This window comes from Cupriavidus sp. FW306-1B-F12B, assembly GCF_058781795.1.
This window is the reverse complement of sequence record NZ_JBYSXC010000001.1, coordinates 121,042-134,781: the sequence shown is the minus strand read 5'-3', so window position 1 is coordinate 134,781 and position 13,740 is coordinate 121,042. Positions and strand designations below refer to the sequence as shown.

Annotated in this window: 13 protein-coding genes; 8 read left to right on the top strand and 5 right to left on the bottom strand. The window is 68.6% G+C overall.

Features of this window, described 5'->3' with window-relative positions; translation table 11 throughout:
- Positions 1-178 precede the first annotated feature (178 nt).
- The 4 genes from AC3WLE_RS00580 to gabD all read left to right on the top strand — a co-directional run bounded on the left by AC3WLE_RS00580 (position 179) and on the right by gabD (position 3,575).
- Positions 179-1,414 (top strand): AI-2E family transporter, encoded by a 1,236-nt coding sequence (locus AC3WLE_RS00580; RefSeq protein ID WP_492316914.1) that lies wholly within the window; start codon positions 179-181, stop codon positions 1,412-1,414.
- Positions 1,415-1,522: 108 nt separating this feature from the next.
- Positions 1,523-1,738: a hypothetical protein gene (locus AC3WLE_RS00575; protein ID WP_010814521.1), complete on the top strand. Its 216-nt coding sequence runs from the start codon at positions 1,523-1,525 to the stop codon at positions 1,736-1,738.
- Between the two features lie 97 nt (positions 1,739-1,835).
- A complete protein-coding gene (locus AC3WLE_RS00570; RefSeq protein ID WP_492316913.1) occupies positions 1,836-2,054 on the top strand; it encodes a DUF3079 domain-containing protein in 219 nt (72 codons plus the stop codon).
- A gap of 72 nt (positions 2,055-2,126) precedes the next feature.
- Complete coding sequence (gabD, locus tag AC3WLE_RS00565) at positions 2,127-3,575, top strand: NADP-dependent succinate-semialdehyde dehydrogenase (protein WP_492355734.1); 1,449 nt, start codon at positions 2,127-2,129, stop codon at positions 3,573-3,575.
- A 12-nt stretch (positions 3,576-3,587) separates the two neighbouring features.
- Here gabD and AC3WLE_RS00560 read toward each other — a convergent pair whose 3' ends face one another.
- Genes AC3WLE_RS00560 through AC3WLE_RS00550 form a run of 3 tightly spaced genes read right to left on the bottom strand, consistent with a single transcriptional unit; the run spans position 3,588 to position 5,666 of the window.
- Positions 3,588-4,415, bottom strand: a complete 828-nt coding sequence (locus AC3WLE_RS00560; protein ID WP_492363559.1) for a hypothetical protein — start codon at positions 4,413-4,415, stop codon at positions 3,588-3,590.
- 37 nt (positions 4,416-4,452) lie between these two features.
- Positions 4,453-4,806, bottom strand: a complete 354-nt coding sequence (gene flhD, locus AC3WLE_RS00555) for a flagellar transcriptional regulator FlhD (RefSeq protein WP_492355732.1) — start codon at positions 4,804-4,806, stop codon at positions 4,453-4,455.
- Between the two features lie 26 nt (positions 4,807-4,832).
- Positions 4,833-5,666: a helix-turn-helix domain-containing protein gene (locus tag AC3WLE_RS00550; RefSeq protein ID WP_492316909.1), complete on the bottom strand. Its 834-nt coding sequence runs from the start codon at positions 5,664-5,666 to the stop codon at positions 4,833-4,835.
- Between the two features lie 243 nt (positions 5,667-5,909).
- Between AC3WLE_RS00550 and AC3WLE_RS00545 the strand changes: the two genes are divergently transcribed.
- Complete coding sequence (locus tag AC3WLE_RS00545) at positions 5,910-7,904, top strand: PAS domain-containing hybrid sensor histidine kinase/response regulator (protein ID WP_492316908.1); 1,995 nt, start codon at positions 5,910-5,912, stop codon at positions 7,902-7,904.
- Between the two features lie 109 nt (positions 7,905-8,013).
- Entirely contained in the window at positions 8,014-8,994 is a 981-nt protein-coding gene (locus tag AC3WLE_RS00540) for a Bug family tripartite tricarboxylate transporter substrate binding protein (protein ID WP_492316907.1), read from the top strand.
- 10 nt (positions 8,995-9,004) lie between these two features.
- Here AC3WLE_RS00540 and AC3WLE_RS00535 read toward each other — a convergent pair whose 3' ends face one another.
- Both AC3WLE_RS00535 and AC3WLE_RS00530 read right to left on the bottom strand, forming a co-directional pair.
- Positions 9,005-9,835, bottom strand: a complete 831-nt coding sequence (locus AC3WLE_RS00535; protein ID WP_492316906.1) for an IclR family transcriptional regulator — start codon at positions 9,833-9,835, stop codon at positions 9,005-9,007.
- Positions 9,832-10,659, bottom strand: a complete 828-nt coding sequence (locus AC3WLE_RS00530) for an IclR family transcriptional regulator (RefSeq protein ID WP_492355731.1) — start codon at positions 10,657-10,659, stop codon at positions 9,832-9,834. Before AC3WLE_RS00530 ends, AC3WLE_RS00535 begins: the two co-directional genes overlap by 4 nt.
- Positions 10,660-10,978: 319 nt before the next feature.
- On the opposite strand from AC3WLE_RS00530, the gene AC3WLE_RS00525 reads away from it, so the two are divergent.
- Positions 10,979-11,938 carry an MBL fold metallo-hydrolase gene (locus AC3WLE_RS00525; RefSeq protein ID WP_492316904.1) on the top strand — a complete coding sequence of 320 codons (960 nt, stop codon included), beginning with the start codon at positions 10,979-10,981 and terminating at the stop codon, positions 11,936-11,938.
- 49 nt (positions 11,939-11,987) lie between these two features.
- Positions 11,988-13,712 (top strand): FAD-dependent oxidoreductase, encoded by a 1,725-nt coding sequence (locus AC3WLE_RS00520; protein ID WP_492340428.1) that lies wholly within the window; start codon positions 11,988-11,990, stop codon positions 13,710-13,712.
- The last annotated feature ends 28 nt before the right edge of the window (positions 13,713-13,740 follow it).

Below are 13,740 nucleotides of genomic sequence, written 5' to 3'. Positions count from 1 at the left end.
CTGCAGTCACCGTACCGCCCGGTCGTGCAGCGCCATGCTGCCGGCCGGGCGGTGTCGCTTGTAAGGCGCCTCGCTGCCGCGCTTGTCTGACATGCGCAGGCGGCGGCGTCCGACAGCCGCAGCCTGCCGGCCAGCTATCTTCATAGCAGCGCCAGGCCTTTTGCCAGGGCGCCCGACTATGTCGACCATCCCCGATTCCGCGCCTTCTTCGCTGCCCCCTGCCCCGCCCGTTCCGTTGCCCGCCGACGGCAACCCGCATGCGGGCGCCGACAACGAGGGCGCCGCCGGGCCGCGCACGGTGGCGGAGATGCCTGACACAGTCGCGCCAGCCGATGCCGTCAACGCCTCGCTGCACCGTGCCAGTGTGGCGCTGGTGGTGCTGGCCACGCTCTTTTCGCTGTACGCCGTGCATATCGCACGCGAATTCCTCATTCCGGTGGTGCTCGCGATCGTCCTGGCCTACCTGCTGGACCCGCTGGTCTGCGCGTTGCAGCGGCTGGGCCTGCCGCGCGCGCTGGCGGGCACCGTGGTGTTGCTGGCCGTGCTGAGCGCCCTGCTCAGCGGCGCCTACCTGCTGCAGGGGCAGGTGGAGTCGATCGTCAACAGCCTGCCCGAGACCGCCAGCAAGCTGTCGCGCTCGGTCGGCGCGCTGATGAGCGGCGACGATTCCATGTGGCAGAAGGTACGTCGCGCCGCCACTGTCCTCAGCGGCACCGGCCAGCCCCCGCCCGCACGCGGCACGCAGGTGGTGGTGGAGCAAGCGCCCGCCCAGATCCACAACATGCTGCTGGCCGGCTCGGTCAGCATCTTCACCATGGCCGGACAGGCGGTGGTGGTGGTCTTCCTGCTGTACTTCCTGCTGCTGGCCGGCGATACGTTCAAGCGCAAGTTCATCAAGATGGTCGGGCATACCATTTCCGAGAAGAAGATCAGCGTGCACATGCTGGACGAGGTCAACCGCTCCATCCGCCGCTATATGGGCATGCTGCTGGTGACCAATACGGCCCTGGGCGCCTGTACCTGGCTGCTGCTCAAGTGGCTGGGCGTGCACAACGCCGGCAGCTGGGCAATTGCGGCCGCGGCGCTGCACCTGGTGCCCTACTTCGGCGCCCTGGCAATCGCGGTCTGCCTGGGGGTGGTGACCTTCATGCAGTTCGGCACGCTCGGCATGGCAGCCGCGGCAACGGTCGGATCGCTGCTGATCGCCACGCTGATCGGGTCGGTCGTCACCACCTGGATGACCGGCCGCATGGCGCGCATGAACGCGGTGGCCGTATTTGTTGCACTGCTCCTGTTCACCTGGCTCTGGGGCGTATGGGGCATGTTGCTCGCCATTCCGCTGATCACCATCGCAAAGGTGGTTGCCGATCACATTGAGGGACTCGAAGTGGTGGCAGAGTTCCTTGGCGAATAGCCGCGCGCCGTCGCCCAACGGCACTATCGATCCGCCGCTATACTGGAAAAGCGAATGCTGCACCACAGCATTCTTGCTACGCCGGGGATCGTGCGGAGGAAAACAATGATGTCTATATGCGACCTGTGCGAGTCGCAGCTGGACCGGCCGGGCCACGTGCCGCCGCATCCCAGGCTGGTGATGTCGGCGACCTTGCGCACCGCCAGCGGCCAGAATGCGTTTGTGTACCGTTGCGCGCACTGCGGCCAGACACTGCTGCTGGCCTCGCCCGATGGCGAGGCGCCCGACCGCTGGACCCGGCTGGATGCCGACGGATGGGACTGAGCGGGATGGCTCCCGGCTGACTTGCGCTTGCGATTGCGCAAATCGACGGCTCGCGGGTGTGGGCATAATCGTCTCAGCAGTTTCCCAACCGCAAGCCATGGCCAAGAAATTTCCCCTGCATCCCCGCCACCCCGAGCGCATCTGCTGGGGCTGCGACAAGTACTGCGCCGTAGACGACATGGGCTGCGGCAATGGCTCCAGCCGCACGCAGCACCCGGTTGAACTGCTCGGCGACGACTGGCTGGAGTACGGCGACTGGGGTATCGAGGCACCGTCAGCGGCCTCGCCTGCGGCGCCACCCAAGACCTCAACCTAGGCCGCCGGATTACAATCGTTGTCTCAGGCTTCCACAAGACGCCCGGCACCGCCGGCATCCACCGAGACAACCATGCTGAAACTCCAGGACTCCTCGCTGCTGCGGCAGCAGTGCTATATCGACGGCCGCTGGATCGACGGCGAGCGCCGCATCGACGTCACCAACCCGGCCACCGGCGAGCGCGTGGGACAGGTCCCGCAGCTGGGTGCCGATGAAACCCGCCAGGCCATCGAAGCCGCCAACCGCGCGCTGCCGGCATGGCGCGCCCGCACCGCCAAGGAGCGCTCGGCGCTGCTGCGCAAATGGTTCGAACTGATCCTGGCCAGCCAGGAAGACCTGGCGCGCATCATGACCGCCGAACAGGGCAAGCCGATCGCAGAAGCGCGCGGCGAAATCGCCTACGCAGCCTCGTTTATCGAATGGTTTGCCGAGGAAGGCAAGCGCGTCTATGGCGACACCATCCCGGCGCCGGTCAGCAACCAGCGCATTGTGGTGACCAAGGAGCCGGTGGGGGTATGCGCGGCCATCACGCCGTGGAACTTCCCCGCTGCCATGATCACACGCAAGGCCGGGCCGGCCCTGGCGGTGGGTTGCACCATGGTGCTCAAGCCGGCATCGCAAACCCCGCTGACAGCGCTGGCGCTGGTGGCCCTGGCCGAGCGCGCGGGCATTCCGGCCGGGGTGTTGTCGGTGGTGACCGGCTCGGCCGGCGCCATCGGCGGCGAGATGAGCAGCAACCCGCTGGTGCGCAAGCTCACCTTCACCGGGTCGACCGAGGTTGGCCGCGTGCTGATGGCCCAGACCGCGTCGACCATCAAGAAGGTGTCGATGGAGCTGGGCGGCAATGCGCCCTTTATCGTGTTCGACGATGCCGACCTGGACGCGGCGGTTGAAGGCGCGATCGTGTCCAAGTACCGCAATGCCGGCCAGACCTGCGTCTGCGCCAACCGCATCTACGTGCAGGCGGGCGTGTACGAGGCGTTTGCGCAGAAGCTGGTGGCGGCGGTGGCTGCCCTGAAGGTCGGCAACGGCATGGACGACGGCGTGCGCATCGGCCCGCTGATCGACGACAAGGCCGTGGCCAAGGTGGAAGAGCATATCGCCGACGCGCTCGGCAAGGGCGCGCGCCTGCTGCAGGGCGGCCAGCGCCATGCGCTGGGGCATTCTTTCTTCCAGCCGACCGTGCTGGCCGACGTCGGCCCCGGCATGCTGGTCGCGCGCGAGGAAACCTTCGGCCCGCTGGCGCCGCTGTTCCGCTTCGAAACCGAGGATGACGTGGTCGCCATGGCCAACGACACCGAGTTCGGCCTGGCCAGCTACTTCTATGCCCGCGACCTGGGCCGGGTCTGGCGCGTCTCCGAACGCCTGGAATATGGCATGGTGGGCGTCAATACCGGCCTGATTTCCAACGAGGTGGCGCCGTTCGGCGGCGTCAAGCAGTCTGGCGTGGGCCGCGAGGGCTCGCACTACGGCATCGAGGATTACCTGGTCATCAAGTACACCTGCATGGCCGGTATCTGACCTTGCCGCGCCTCAGCACGCCGTGTCCGCGCACACGGCGTGCCGGGGCTCGGGGCAGCGCCCGCCGTGCGGGCAGGTGTCGCGAAAGCGCGCGATCCGCTCATGGACACGCTGCATCTGCTCCAGCTGATAGCTGGCGCGCGCAGCGCTGTAACTGGCGCCGAACTCATACAGGGCACCATCCGCGGCGCGGGATAGTCCTTCCAATGCCTGCGCCAGCTCCCGCCCTTCCACGCTGCGGTGCCGGCGCAGGCGCCAGGACAAGGCCTCCTGGCCCTGCGCGAGCAGGCTCTGCTCAAGGTAGCCAAGCTGCTCGGCAACGGCCTGCGCGCCATGCAGCGCCGACAGGTAGGCACACACCACCGCCAGGCGCTGGTTCATCTCCCCGCCGCGGCCCAGCAGTTCGCTGGCACAGGTGCGCAAGGTATCCGCGTCAAACGCTTTGCCTTCGTCGGTGGCTTCCTGTGCATAGGCGGCCAGCGGCAGCACCGTGACTGCCAGCCCCGGCGGCAGCACGCTGGTGAAACGGCTGGCGATCGCGTGCTGCAAGGTGCTGTCCAGTTCGCAGCAGGTCGGCACAGCGGCATCGACATAGAATTCCAGCGCCGGCGGCCGCCCGTGGTCCATCGACACCACGGCACGCGCAGGCGGGTGCCCGGCCATCGCAAGCACCTCGAGGCCGGCCTCGACACAGCGCTGCTCATCGGGCTCCGCCCCCAGCGCCTGGACAATATCCTGCATCTGCAGCGTGCAGGTGATTTCCATGCGGGTTGGCCCGGGCGGGTGGTCGCCCCTGCGGCCGCGGTCGAGCGCCATCCGCTTCCATTCGACTTGCGTCATCGCATTGCCCGTCATACAGCCTCCGATTTTGGTTCCACTAGCCGCGCTGCGCGGCCATCACGATGGCCGCGTGCATGTTCTGCAGGGCATGCAGCGGCTCGGTGCCGGTCAGCGCGGCCACCAGCATGCTGTCTTCCAGCCGGAAACGGCACAGCACCAGGTTGGAGCGCGCCAGTGCCACCATCTGCAGCGGCGTGAGCGCGGCCAGCACACGGCCCACTTCGCGCTCGATGCCGAGCCGGAACAGGGCCTCGGCCTCGTTCTCGCGCATCAGCCGCTGCACCAGCAGCAGGTAGGAGAGGTTCAGGTCCGTGATTTCCCGCAGGCTCTCGCCGACCAGGTCGCTGGCCGTCCCTTCAGCCGCGGTGCCGGCCGGTGTTGCATGTTCCATTCGGTCCTCGCGCTGGCCGGGCTTGGTCATTCGACTGCCACAGCCTGGCCACCGGCCGCGCGCGGTGCCAGCCGGCGGGCATCGTGCGGGCCGCGCCGGGGCACCTGCTGATCGCACGCAGGCGCGTGCGCGGAGATCATCGGGCGCTCGGCGATGGCCCGCAAGGCGGGCTTGTCGAGCAGCGAGATGGTGCGGTGCCTCACCCGGATCAGCCCGCAGTCCGCCAGCCGCGAGAACTGCCGGCTGACTGTTTCCAGTGTCAGGCCGATATAGCTGCCGATTTCCTCCCGGCTCATGCGCAGCACGAACTCCGAGGACGAGAAGCCGCGCGCCGCAAGGCCTTCAGCCATCCATAGCAGGAAGGTCACCAGCCGCTCTTCGGCGGTCATCAGCGCCAGCATGGTCTGCAGCGCGCGTGCGCGCTGCGCCTGTGCGCCGAGCGCCAGGAACAGCTGGTTGGCAAGCTCCGGCATGCCGGCGGCGGCGCCGCGCAGCGCGTCCATGCCGAGCATGCACAGCTTGGTGTCTTCGAGCGCGGTGGCGTAGGACGCATAGTGCGGATGCGCCAGGCTGTCCAGCCCGACCAGGTCACCGGGGAAGTGGAAGCCGACCACTTGCGTGCGGCCGTCTTCCGTGGTCACGTGGGTCTTGACCGTGCCGACGCGGATTGCGTAGAGCGAGGTCACGGGGTCGCCCAGCAGGTACAGGCACTGGCCCTTGCGCAGGCGCACCGTGCGGTGGATGCCCCGGGCGCCGCCCGGCAGCCCCCGTGCGCCTCCCAGGCAGAAGCGGGCCAGTTGGCAATCTGCGCTGCACGGCATGCCGTCGCACGGCAGGTGGCATTCGTCTAACTGTGTCATTGGCGCCTCTGGATGGAAGAGCTGAAAGCCCTTGTGCGACCATTCTATGGAGCCAGTTTCCCCAGACAATCCGCACATTCTGATTTGCAGTACAGAAGCTTCTGATCCGGACCTGCGCTGCCGGGGCCACCGGCATCCCCCGCCATTGGCCCTGCCAGGCTGCTGGCGGGGGTATCCTTGCTACAAGACCAGGACCGGATGCGCTGGCGGGCCACGCCGGCAGGACGCCGTTCAGGACATGCCATGACACGACACCCCGAGAACCCGCAGCAACCCGCCGGAAGCGTACCTCGCCCCGACGCTGGCGAGCCATCGGGCGGGCGTTCGCACGAGATCCGGGCCGACCTGCCCGATGTGCCTTACCAGACCCTGGTGGATTCCGTGCAGGACTACGCCATCTTCACGCTCGACGTCGGCGGCCATGTCTCCAGCTGGAACAAGGGCGCGGCGCGCATCAAGGGCTATGCCCGCGAGGAGATCCTGGGCAAGCATTTCTCGCAGTTCTACACGCCGGATGCGATCGCCCGGAGTTGGCCGCAAGCCGAGCTGAAGGCCGCGGCCGAACAGGGCCGGTTCGAGGACGAGGGGTGGCGCGTGCGCAAGGACGGCAGCCGCTTCTGGGCCAACGTCGTCATCACCGCCCTGAAGGACGCCGAGGGCCGGCTGATCGGCTTTGCCAAGGTCACGCGGGACATGACCGAGCAGCGCCGCGCCGCCGAGGCCCTGCGCCAGAGCGAAGAAACCCTGCGGCTGCTGGTGGAGGGGGTCAAGGATTACGCCATCTTCATGCTCGATCCCGGCGGCCATATCGTCAGCTGGAATTCCGGTGCCTCTTATATCAAGGGCTACCGCCGCGACGAGATCATCGGCCGTCATTTCTCGGTGTTCTATCCGCAGGAGGATGTCGCCGCCGGCAAGCCGTCACGGCTCCTGGCGCTGGCGCGGCGCGTCGGGCGCGTGGAAGACGAAGGCTGGCGCGTGCGCAAGGATGGCTCGCTGTTCTGGGCCAATGTCACCCTGACAGCGGTATACGACGAGTCACGCACGCTGCGCGGCTTTGCCAAGGTGACGCGGGACATGAGCGAGCGCCGCCGCCGCGAAGAGCTGGAACGCTCCAGCCAGCGCATGAATGAGTTCCTGGCCACGCTTTCGCATGAACTGCGCAATCCGCTGGCGCCGGTGCACAGCGCGCTCGCGGCGATGCGGCTGGCGCCGGAGGACGCGGTGCTGGCAAACCGGAGCCTGGCCATGATCGAGCGCCAGGTGAACCACCTGAGCCGGTTGGTGGACGACCTGCTCGACATCGGGCGCATCACCTCCGGCCGCATCGAGCTGCGCATGGAGCCGGTCGAGTTCAACGAGATCATCGCGCTCGGCGTCGAGGCAGCGCAGCCGGCGCTGGATGCCAAATCGCAGTGCGTCGAAGTGCGGACCCATGCCGGCTCGATCCCAATGCGTGCCGACAAGACGCGGCTGGTGCAGGTCATGCAGAACCTGGTGCTCAATGCGTCGAAGTTCTCGCCGCCCGGGTCGTCGGTGACGATCGCCACCACGATCCAGAACCGCACACTGCAGGTCCAGGTGACGGACCAGGGCTGTGGCATCGGGCCCCAGGCCATCGACGAGATCTTCAACCTGTTCATGCAGGAAAGCCGTCCGGGCACCGACGTGCATGGCGGGCTGGGCATCGGCCTGTCGCTGTGCCGGTCACTGGTCGAGCTGCACGGCGGCACCATCGCTGCCGCCAGTGCCGGGCCGGGACAAGGCAGCACCTTCACGCTGCGCCTGCCGCTGCCGGCCTCGCGCAAGGATGACGCCCGCTCAGGAGCCGCACCGCGGGCCCTGGGTCCGGCCACGCCCGAGCAGCAGGCGCAGCGCATCCTGCTGGTCGACGACAACCGCGACGCCGCCGACAGCCTGGCCATGCTGCTCGAGATTTGCGGCCACGAGGTGACCATTGCCTACGACGGCGCCGAGGCCCTGCATGTGGCGCCGCGCTGCCGCCCGCATATCGCGCTGATCGACCTGGCCATGCCCGGCATGGACGGCTTCGAGGTAGTGCGCGCCATGCGCGGCGTGGCCGGCACCGAGCTGACGCGCTTCGTGGCGCTGACCGGCTTCGCCCAGCCGGCGGACCGGCAGCGTACCGAGGCAGCCGGCTTCGACGCGCACCTGGTCAAGCCGGTGGAGCTGGAAACGCTGTTCGGCACCATCGCCCGGCTGCGCCCGCCGGAGTGACCCGCTCCGGCACCGAACCCGACCTTCGCCAATCCCAAACACGCGCCTGCCGGCGCTGCGACACACTGACAGCCATTCCATCGCAACAGATCACAGAAAGGAGACAGCGATGCAGGGTTGGATCAGGCGTGCAGCCGCGGGGCTGGTATTTGCGTTCGCGGCCACGGCCGCCGGTACCGCGCTGGCGGACTATCCCGACAAGCCGGTGCGGCTGGTGGTGCCCTTCCCGCCCGGCGGCGCCACCGACCTGCTGGCGCGCGAGATCGGCAACGCACTGTCGGCGCGGCTGCACCAGCCGGTGGTGATCGACAACCGGCCCGGCGCCGGCGGCAACCTGGCGGCCATCGCGGTGGCGCGGGCCCCGGCCGACGGCTATACGCTGCTGTTCGGCACCTTCGGCTCGCTGGCGGTCAACAAGAGCCTCTATGACAAGCCTGGCTACGATCCGCTGAAGGACTTCGCGCCGGTGGCTTCGGTCGCCTACCTGCCCAACGTGCTGGTGGTGCATCCCAGCGTGCCGGCGCGCACCGTGCAGGAGCTGCTGGCGCTGGCGCGCAAGGAGCCGGGCAAGCTGACCTATGGCTCGTTCGGCAACGGCTCCTCGTCGCACCTGGCGGGCGAGCTCTTCACCCACCTGGCGGGTGTCAATATCACGCACATTCCGTACAAGGGCAGCGCCGCGTCGATGACCGACCTGATCGGCGGGCGCATCACCATGATGTTCGACAGCGTCTCGACCGCGCTGCCGTATATCCGCGACAACCGCGTGCGCGCGCTGGCGGTGACCACGCAGAAGCCCTCTGACCAGCTCCCCGGCGTGCCCACGCTGGCCGCCGCCGGCGTGCCCGGCTACGAGCTGACCGCGTGGTTTGGCGTGGCCGCGCCGGCCGGCACGCCCAAGGCAGTGATCGACCGCCTCAACGGCGAGATCGTGGCGGCGCTGAAGCAGCCTGACCTGGCCGCCAGGCTGGCCAGCCAGGGCACCGTGCCCTTCCCCGCCACGCCGGCGCAGTTCGGCAGCTATATCCGCGCGCAGTACGAGAAGTGGGACAGCCTGATCAAGTCGGCCAACATCAGGCTGGACAACTGATGGCCTGAGCTCAGGCCGTGTCCGGCGCGCCGAAGCGCCACGACAGCCGGCGCGCCGCCTGCCGCACCAGCGCGGCAGTGGCGCCTGCGGTGCTGCTGTCAAAGCTGCCGCTCGAGCCCATCACGGCGATCACCAGCGCCAGGCTGCCGGTGTGGTCGAATACCGGCGCCGCCAGCGTGTCGATGCCCGGCACCGGGTGGCTCAGCGCATTGTCGAGCCGGGCCGCGCGCACCTGTGCCAGGCGCCCGGCGTAGGCCGGCGCCAGCTTGCCGCCGGGTTCAAGCACTTCGGCCGCGGCGGCGCCGGCCATGCGCAATTCGTCCTTTTCCAGCAAGCCCGCCAGCACGTTGGCTGGCAGGTATGCCGCGGCGGTGCGGCCAATCGCGGTATGGACCAGCGACAGCACCGTGCCCACGCGCAGGCTTACGTGCTGGGGCCGCGCCGATTCCTCCAGCCGGACCACCGTGGGCCCCAGCGGCCCCAGCACTGCCATGGCCACGCTCAGGCCGGTGGCGCCGGCCAGCTCGATCACCTCCGGTTCCGCCTCACGCGTCGGCGACAGCCGCTGCAGCGCGATCAGTCCCAGCTCCAGCCCCAGCGGTCCGCACAGGTAGTTGCCCGCGGCATCGCGCGCCAGCAGGCCGGTCTTCTGCAGGCTGACCAGATGCGGGAACGCCTTGGCCGGCGGCATGCCCGCGGCCAGCGCCAGGTCGCGCAGAGCCAGCGGCCGGCCTGCGGCCACCAGTGCCACCAGCAGCTGGCCGGTGCTGTCCAGCGACTGGATGCCGCGCTGCGGCTTGCCGCCTTCCAGGTCTTGCTGGGCTTCTGTCGCGCTGCTCATGCCGGGCGTCCCTGTTCATCACGCAGCGCGGCGCCGATGTCCGCCGCTGCGGCCAGCAGGGCCTGCGCCGCCGCGCCGCGCCAGTCCACCTCGATGGCACCGGTCGATCCCACCAGGGTCAGCACCAGCCGCAGCACGCCAGCGGCGTCCAGCACCGGCACGCTGAGGCTGCTGACGGCCGGGCTGGGCGTGTCGATGCTGCGCTCGATGCCGCGCGCTCGGATTTCTCCCAGCCTGGCGCTGAAGGCGGCCAGGTCGGACTCGGCCGCGCCCGGCTGCTGTGCGCGCCACAGCGGCTGCCACAGTCCCGGCGGCTGGAACGCACAGAACACGCGCCCGGTAGCCGTGGCGGCCAGTGCCATCACCGTGCCCACGTGCAGGTTGACATGCAGCGGCGCGCTGGCCGGCACATAGCGCACGATGGTCGGGCCCTGTGGCCCGGCAATGCTGATTGCCACGCTGAAGCCGGACGCCTGCGCCAGCGCATCCACCCGGGGTTGCGCGGCGCGCCAGGCGGCGTCCTGCTCCAGGTGCAGCATGCCCAGCTGCAGCGACAGCGGCCCGGGCTCGTAGCGGCCGGAGAGGTGGTCGCGCTTGATCAGGCCCAGCCGCGTCAGGCTGACCAGGTAGGCATGCGCCTGGGCCGGCGCCAGCTGCGCCGCCTCGGCCAGCGCGGCCAGCGGCATTGGTGCGCGCGCGGCGGCCAGCGCCGCCAGCAGGCGCCCGCCCACCTCCACGCTCTGGATGCCGCGCTGTGCCTTGTCGGCACGCGCAGCGGGCTCGTCCGCCTGCGTTCCTGCTTCCCCAGCCTTGCGCCTGGCCATTGCCATCCTGTGTGATCGGAAAACCCGGATATTAATCGAACGCCTCCCGTTGCCGTGCACACGGGGGTTTACCCGAACAAGCTCCACCTGCTTCTGATGGCGCTTTCGGCACGCCTCAATTATTTGTCATAGGCTAATCATTTCGCTATTGATTAATTTTTCAACGTTTCCTAAGATTGCACTACCCCGTCCGAACACGGCGACCCACGCCGTCAGACATCCATAGAAACGGGGGCGAGACAGCCCGCGCGGCCAGCGCAACGCAGCCATCGTGCCCCGACCGGTGCCGTCTCGCCTCCCCACACAAAGGAAAGACGCCATGTCCAAGGCATTCGCATCGCAGGCCGACCTGGAAGCCAAGCAGGTCACCTTCACCCAGCTGTCGGAAAACGCCTGGGCCTACACCGCCGAGGGCGATCCCAATTCGGGCGTGGTCATCGGCGACGACGGCGTGCTGATCGTCGACACCACCGCCACGCCGGCCATGGCGCAGGACCTGATCGCCCGCATCCGCACCATCACCGACAAGCCCATCAAGTACGTGGTGCTGTCGCACTACCACGCGGTGCGCGTGCTGGGCGCGTCGGCCTACTTCGCCGAAGGCGCGCAGCAGGTCATCGCCAGCCGCGGCACCTACGAGATGATCGTCGAGCGCGGCGAGGCCGACATGAAGTCCGAGATCGAGCGCTTCCCGCGCCTGTTCGCGGGGGTCGAGACCGTGCCCGGCCTGACCTGGCCGACGCTGGTGTTCGAGAAGGAAATCACACTGTTCCTGGGCAAGCTGGAAGTGCGCATCGCCCACCTGGGCTCGGGCCATACCAAGGGCGACACCGTGGTCTGGCTGCCGCAGCAGAAGGTGCTGTTCTCCGGCGACCTGGTCGAGTACGACGCCGCCTGCTACTGCGGCGACGCCCAGCTGGAAGACTGGCCGGCCACGCTGGACGCGCTGCAGGCACTCAAGCCGGAAAAGCTGGTGCCCGGCCGCGGCCCCGCGCTGACCACGCCGGAGGAAGTGGAGAAGGGTATCGCCTACACCAAGGACTTCGTCACCACGCTGTTCCAGGCCGGCAAGGAAGCCGTGGCCGAGAAGCTCGACCTGAAGGCCGCGATGGCGCACACCCGGCGCGCGATGGACCCCAAGTTTGGCCAGGTCTTTATCTACGAGCACTGCCTGCCCTTCGACGTCTCGCGCGCCTATGACGAGGCCAGCGGTGTCCGCCACCCGCGCATCTGGACGGCCCAGCGCGACAAGGAAATGTGGGCCGCACTGCAGGACTGACCTCCAAAAAGAACAAGTCGGGCAACAAGCTATGGATGGAGACACAGGCATGAGCAGCATCGATTACCAGCGGCTGTCGTTCGAGTACCAGCCCTGCGCCGAGCAACAGAAAGGGGCCGATCCGGCCGCCCACCCGGTCGTCGTGGTCGGCGCCGGGCCGGTCGGCCTGGCCACCGCCATCGACCTGGCGCAGCGCGGCGTGGCCGTGGTGCTGGTGGATGACGACTGCACGCTGTCCACCGGATCGCGCGCAATCTGTTTTTCCAAGCGCACGCTGGATATCTTCGACCGGCTGGGCTGCGGCGAGCGCATGGTCGACAAGGGCGTGCGCTGGCACGTCGGCAGGGTGTTCCTGCGCAACCAGCAGGTCTACAGCTTCGACCTGCTGCCCGAGAGCGGCCACCGCCGCCCGGCCTTCATCAACCTGCAGCAGTACTACCTCGAAGGCTACCTGCTCGAGCGCGCGCAGGCGCTGCCCAATATCGATATCCGCTGGCGCAACAAGGTGGTCGGGCTGCAGCAGCGCGCCACGCCAGAGCCCGGCGTGGTGCTGACCATCGAGACGCCTGAAGGCTGCTACCCGCTGGCGGCACGCTACGTGGTGGCCGCCGACGGTTCGCGCAGCCCGATGCGCAAGCTGCTGGGCCTGGACAGCAAGGGCCGCACCTTCCGCGACCGCTTCCTGATTGCCGACGTGAAGATGGAAGCGGATTTCCCGAGCGAGCGCTGGTTCTGGTTCGACCCGCCCTTCCACCCGAACCAGTCGGTGCTGCTGCACCGCCAGCCGGACAATGTCTGGCGCATCGACTTCCAGCTCGGCTGGGACGCCGACCCGGAGCTGGAGAAAACACCGGAGCGCGTGATCCCGCGGGTGCAGGCGCTGCTGGGCAAGGACGTGAAGTTCGAGCTGGAATGGGTCAGCGTCTATACCTTCTCCTGCCTGCGCATGGACAGCTTCCGCCACGGCAACATCCTGTTCGCCGGCGATGCCGCGCATGGCGTGTCGCCGTTCGGCGCGCGTGGCGCGAACAGCGGCATCCAGGACGCCGAGAACCTGGCCTGGAAGCTGGCCTATGTGCTGCAGGGCCATGCCTGCGACAAGCTGCTGGACACCTACGCCAGCGAGCGCGAATACGCCGCCGACGAGAACCTGCGCAACTCCACCCGTTCCACCGACTTCATCACGCCCAAGAGCGCGGTCAGCCGCGTGTTCCGCGATGCGGTGCTGACCCTGTCCAGGCGCCATGCGTTTGCGCGCACCCTGGTCAACAGCGGGCGGCTGTCGGTGCCCGCGGTGCTGCAGGATTCGCCGCTGAACACCGCTGACGACGCCCAGGACTATGCCTGCAAGCTGGTGCCTGGCGCGGTCTGCTGCGACGCGCCGGTATCCGGCGCGCAGGGCGCGGGCTGGCTGCTGTCGCACCTGGGCGGGGACTTCACGGTGCTGGTGTTCGGCAGCCCTGACGCCATCGATGCGGCCACGCTCGCCGGCCTCGCCGCGCTGAAAGACAGCGGCGTGCCGCTGCAACTGGTCTACGTGACCGACGCCGCGCAGCCGGCGGTGACCTGCACCAATGCCACCGTGCTGCGCGACGACGAGGGCCTGGCCGCCGCGCGCTACGGTGCCACGCCCGGCACCTGCTACCTGGTCCGCCCGGACCAGCATGTCTGCGCCCGCTGGCACCACCCCGACCCGGCCGCGATCCGCGCCGCGCTGGCGCGCGCCACCGGTGCCGATCTGCGCGCCCCGCAGCCCGGCCGCATGGCCGCCTGAGACCGGCCAGACCTCACCGCGGAGACTC

What these genes read in the sequence shown, in the direction of transcription:
- AC3WLE_RS00540 (WP_492316907.1), top strand. Translation starts at nt 8,014, where the DNA reads ATGCAGGGTTGGATCAGGCGTGCAGCCGCGGGGCTGGTATTTGCGTTC.
- flhD (WP_492355732.1), bottom strand. Translation starts at nt 4,806, where the DNA reads ATGGAACATGCAACACCGGCCGGCACCGCGGCTGAAGGGACGGCCAGC.
- AC3WLE_RS00575 (WP_010814521.1), top strand. Translation starts at nt 1,523, where the DNA reads ATGTCTATATGCGACCTGTGCGAGTCGCAGCTGGACCGGCCGGGCCAC.
- AC3WLE_RS00560 (WP_492363559.1), bottom strand. Translation starts at nt 4,415, where the DNA reads ATGACGCAAGTCGAATGGAAGCGGATGGCGCTCGACCGCGGCCGCAGG.
- AC3WLE_RS00525 (WP_492316904.1), top strand. Translation starts at nt 10,979, where the DNA reads ATGTCCAAGGCATTCGCATCGCAGGCCGACCTGGAAGCCAAGCAGGTC.
- AC3WLE_RS00570 (WP_492316913.1), top strand. Translation starts at nt 1,836, where the DNA reads ATGGCCAAGAAATTTCCCCTGCATCCCCGCCACCCCGAGCGCATCTGC.
- AC3WLE_RS00535 (WP_492316906.1), bottom strand. Translation starts at nt 9,835, where the DNA reads ATGAGCAGCGCGACAGAAGCCCAGCAAGACCTGGAAGGCGGCAAGCCG.
- AC3WLE_RS00530 (WP_492355731.1), bottom strand. Translation starts at nt 10,659, where the DNA reads ATGGCCAGGCGCAAGGCTGGGGAAGCAGGAACGCAGGCGGACGAGCCC.
- gabD (WP_492355734.1), top strand. Translation starts at nt 2,127, where the DNA reads ATGCTGAAACTCCAGGACTCCTCGCTGCTGCGGCAGCAGTGCTATATC.
- AC3WLE_RS00550 (WP_492316909.1), bottom strand. Translation starts at nt 5,666, where the DNA reads ATGACACAGTTAGACGAATGCCACCTGCCGTGCGACGGCATGCCGTGC.
- AC3WLE_RS00545 (WP_492316908.1), top strand. Translation starts at nt 5,910, where the DNA reads ATGACACGACACCCCGAGAACCCGCAGCAACCCGCCGGAAGCGTACCT.
- AC3WLE_RS00520 (WP_492340428.1), top strand. Translation starts at nt 11,988, where the DNA reads ATGAGCAGCATCGATTACCAGCGGCTGTCGTTCGAGTACCAGCCCTGC.
- AC3WLE_RS00580 (WP_492316914.1), top strand. Translation starts at nt 179, where the DNA reads ATGTCGACCATCCCCGATTCCGCGCCTTCTTCGCTGCCCCCTGCCCCG.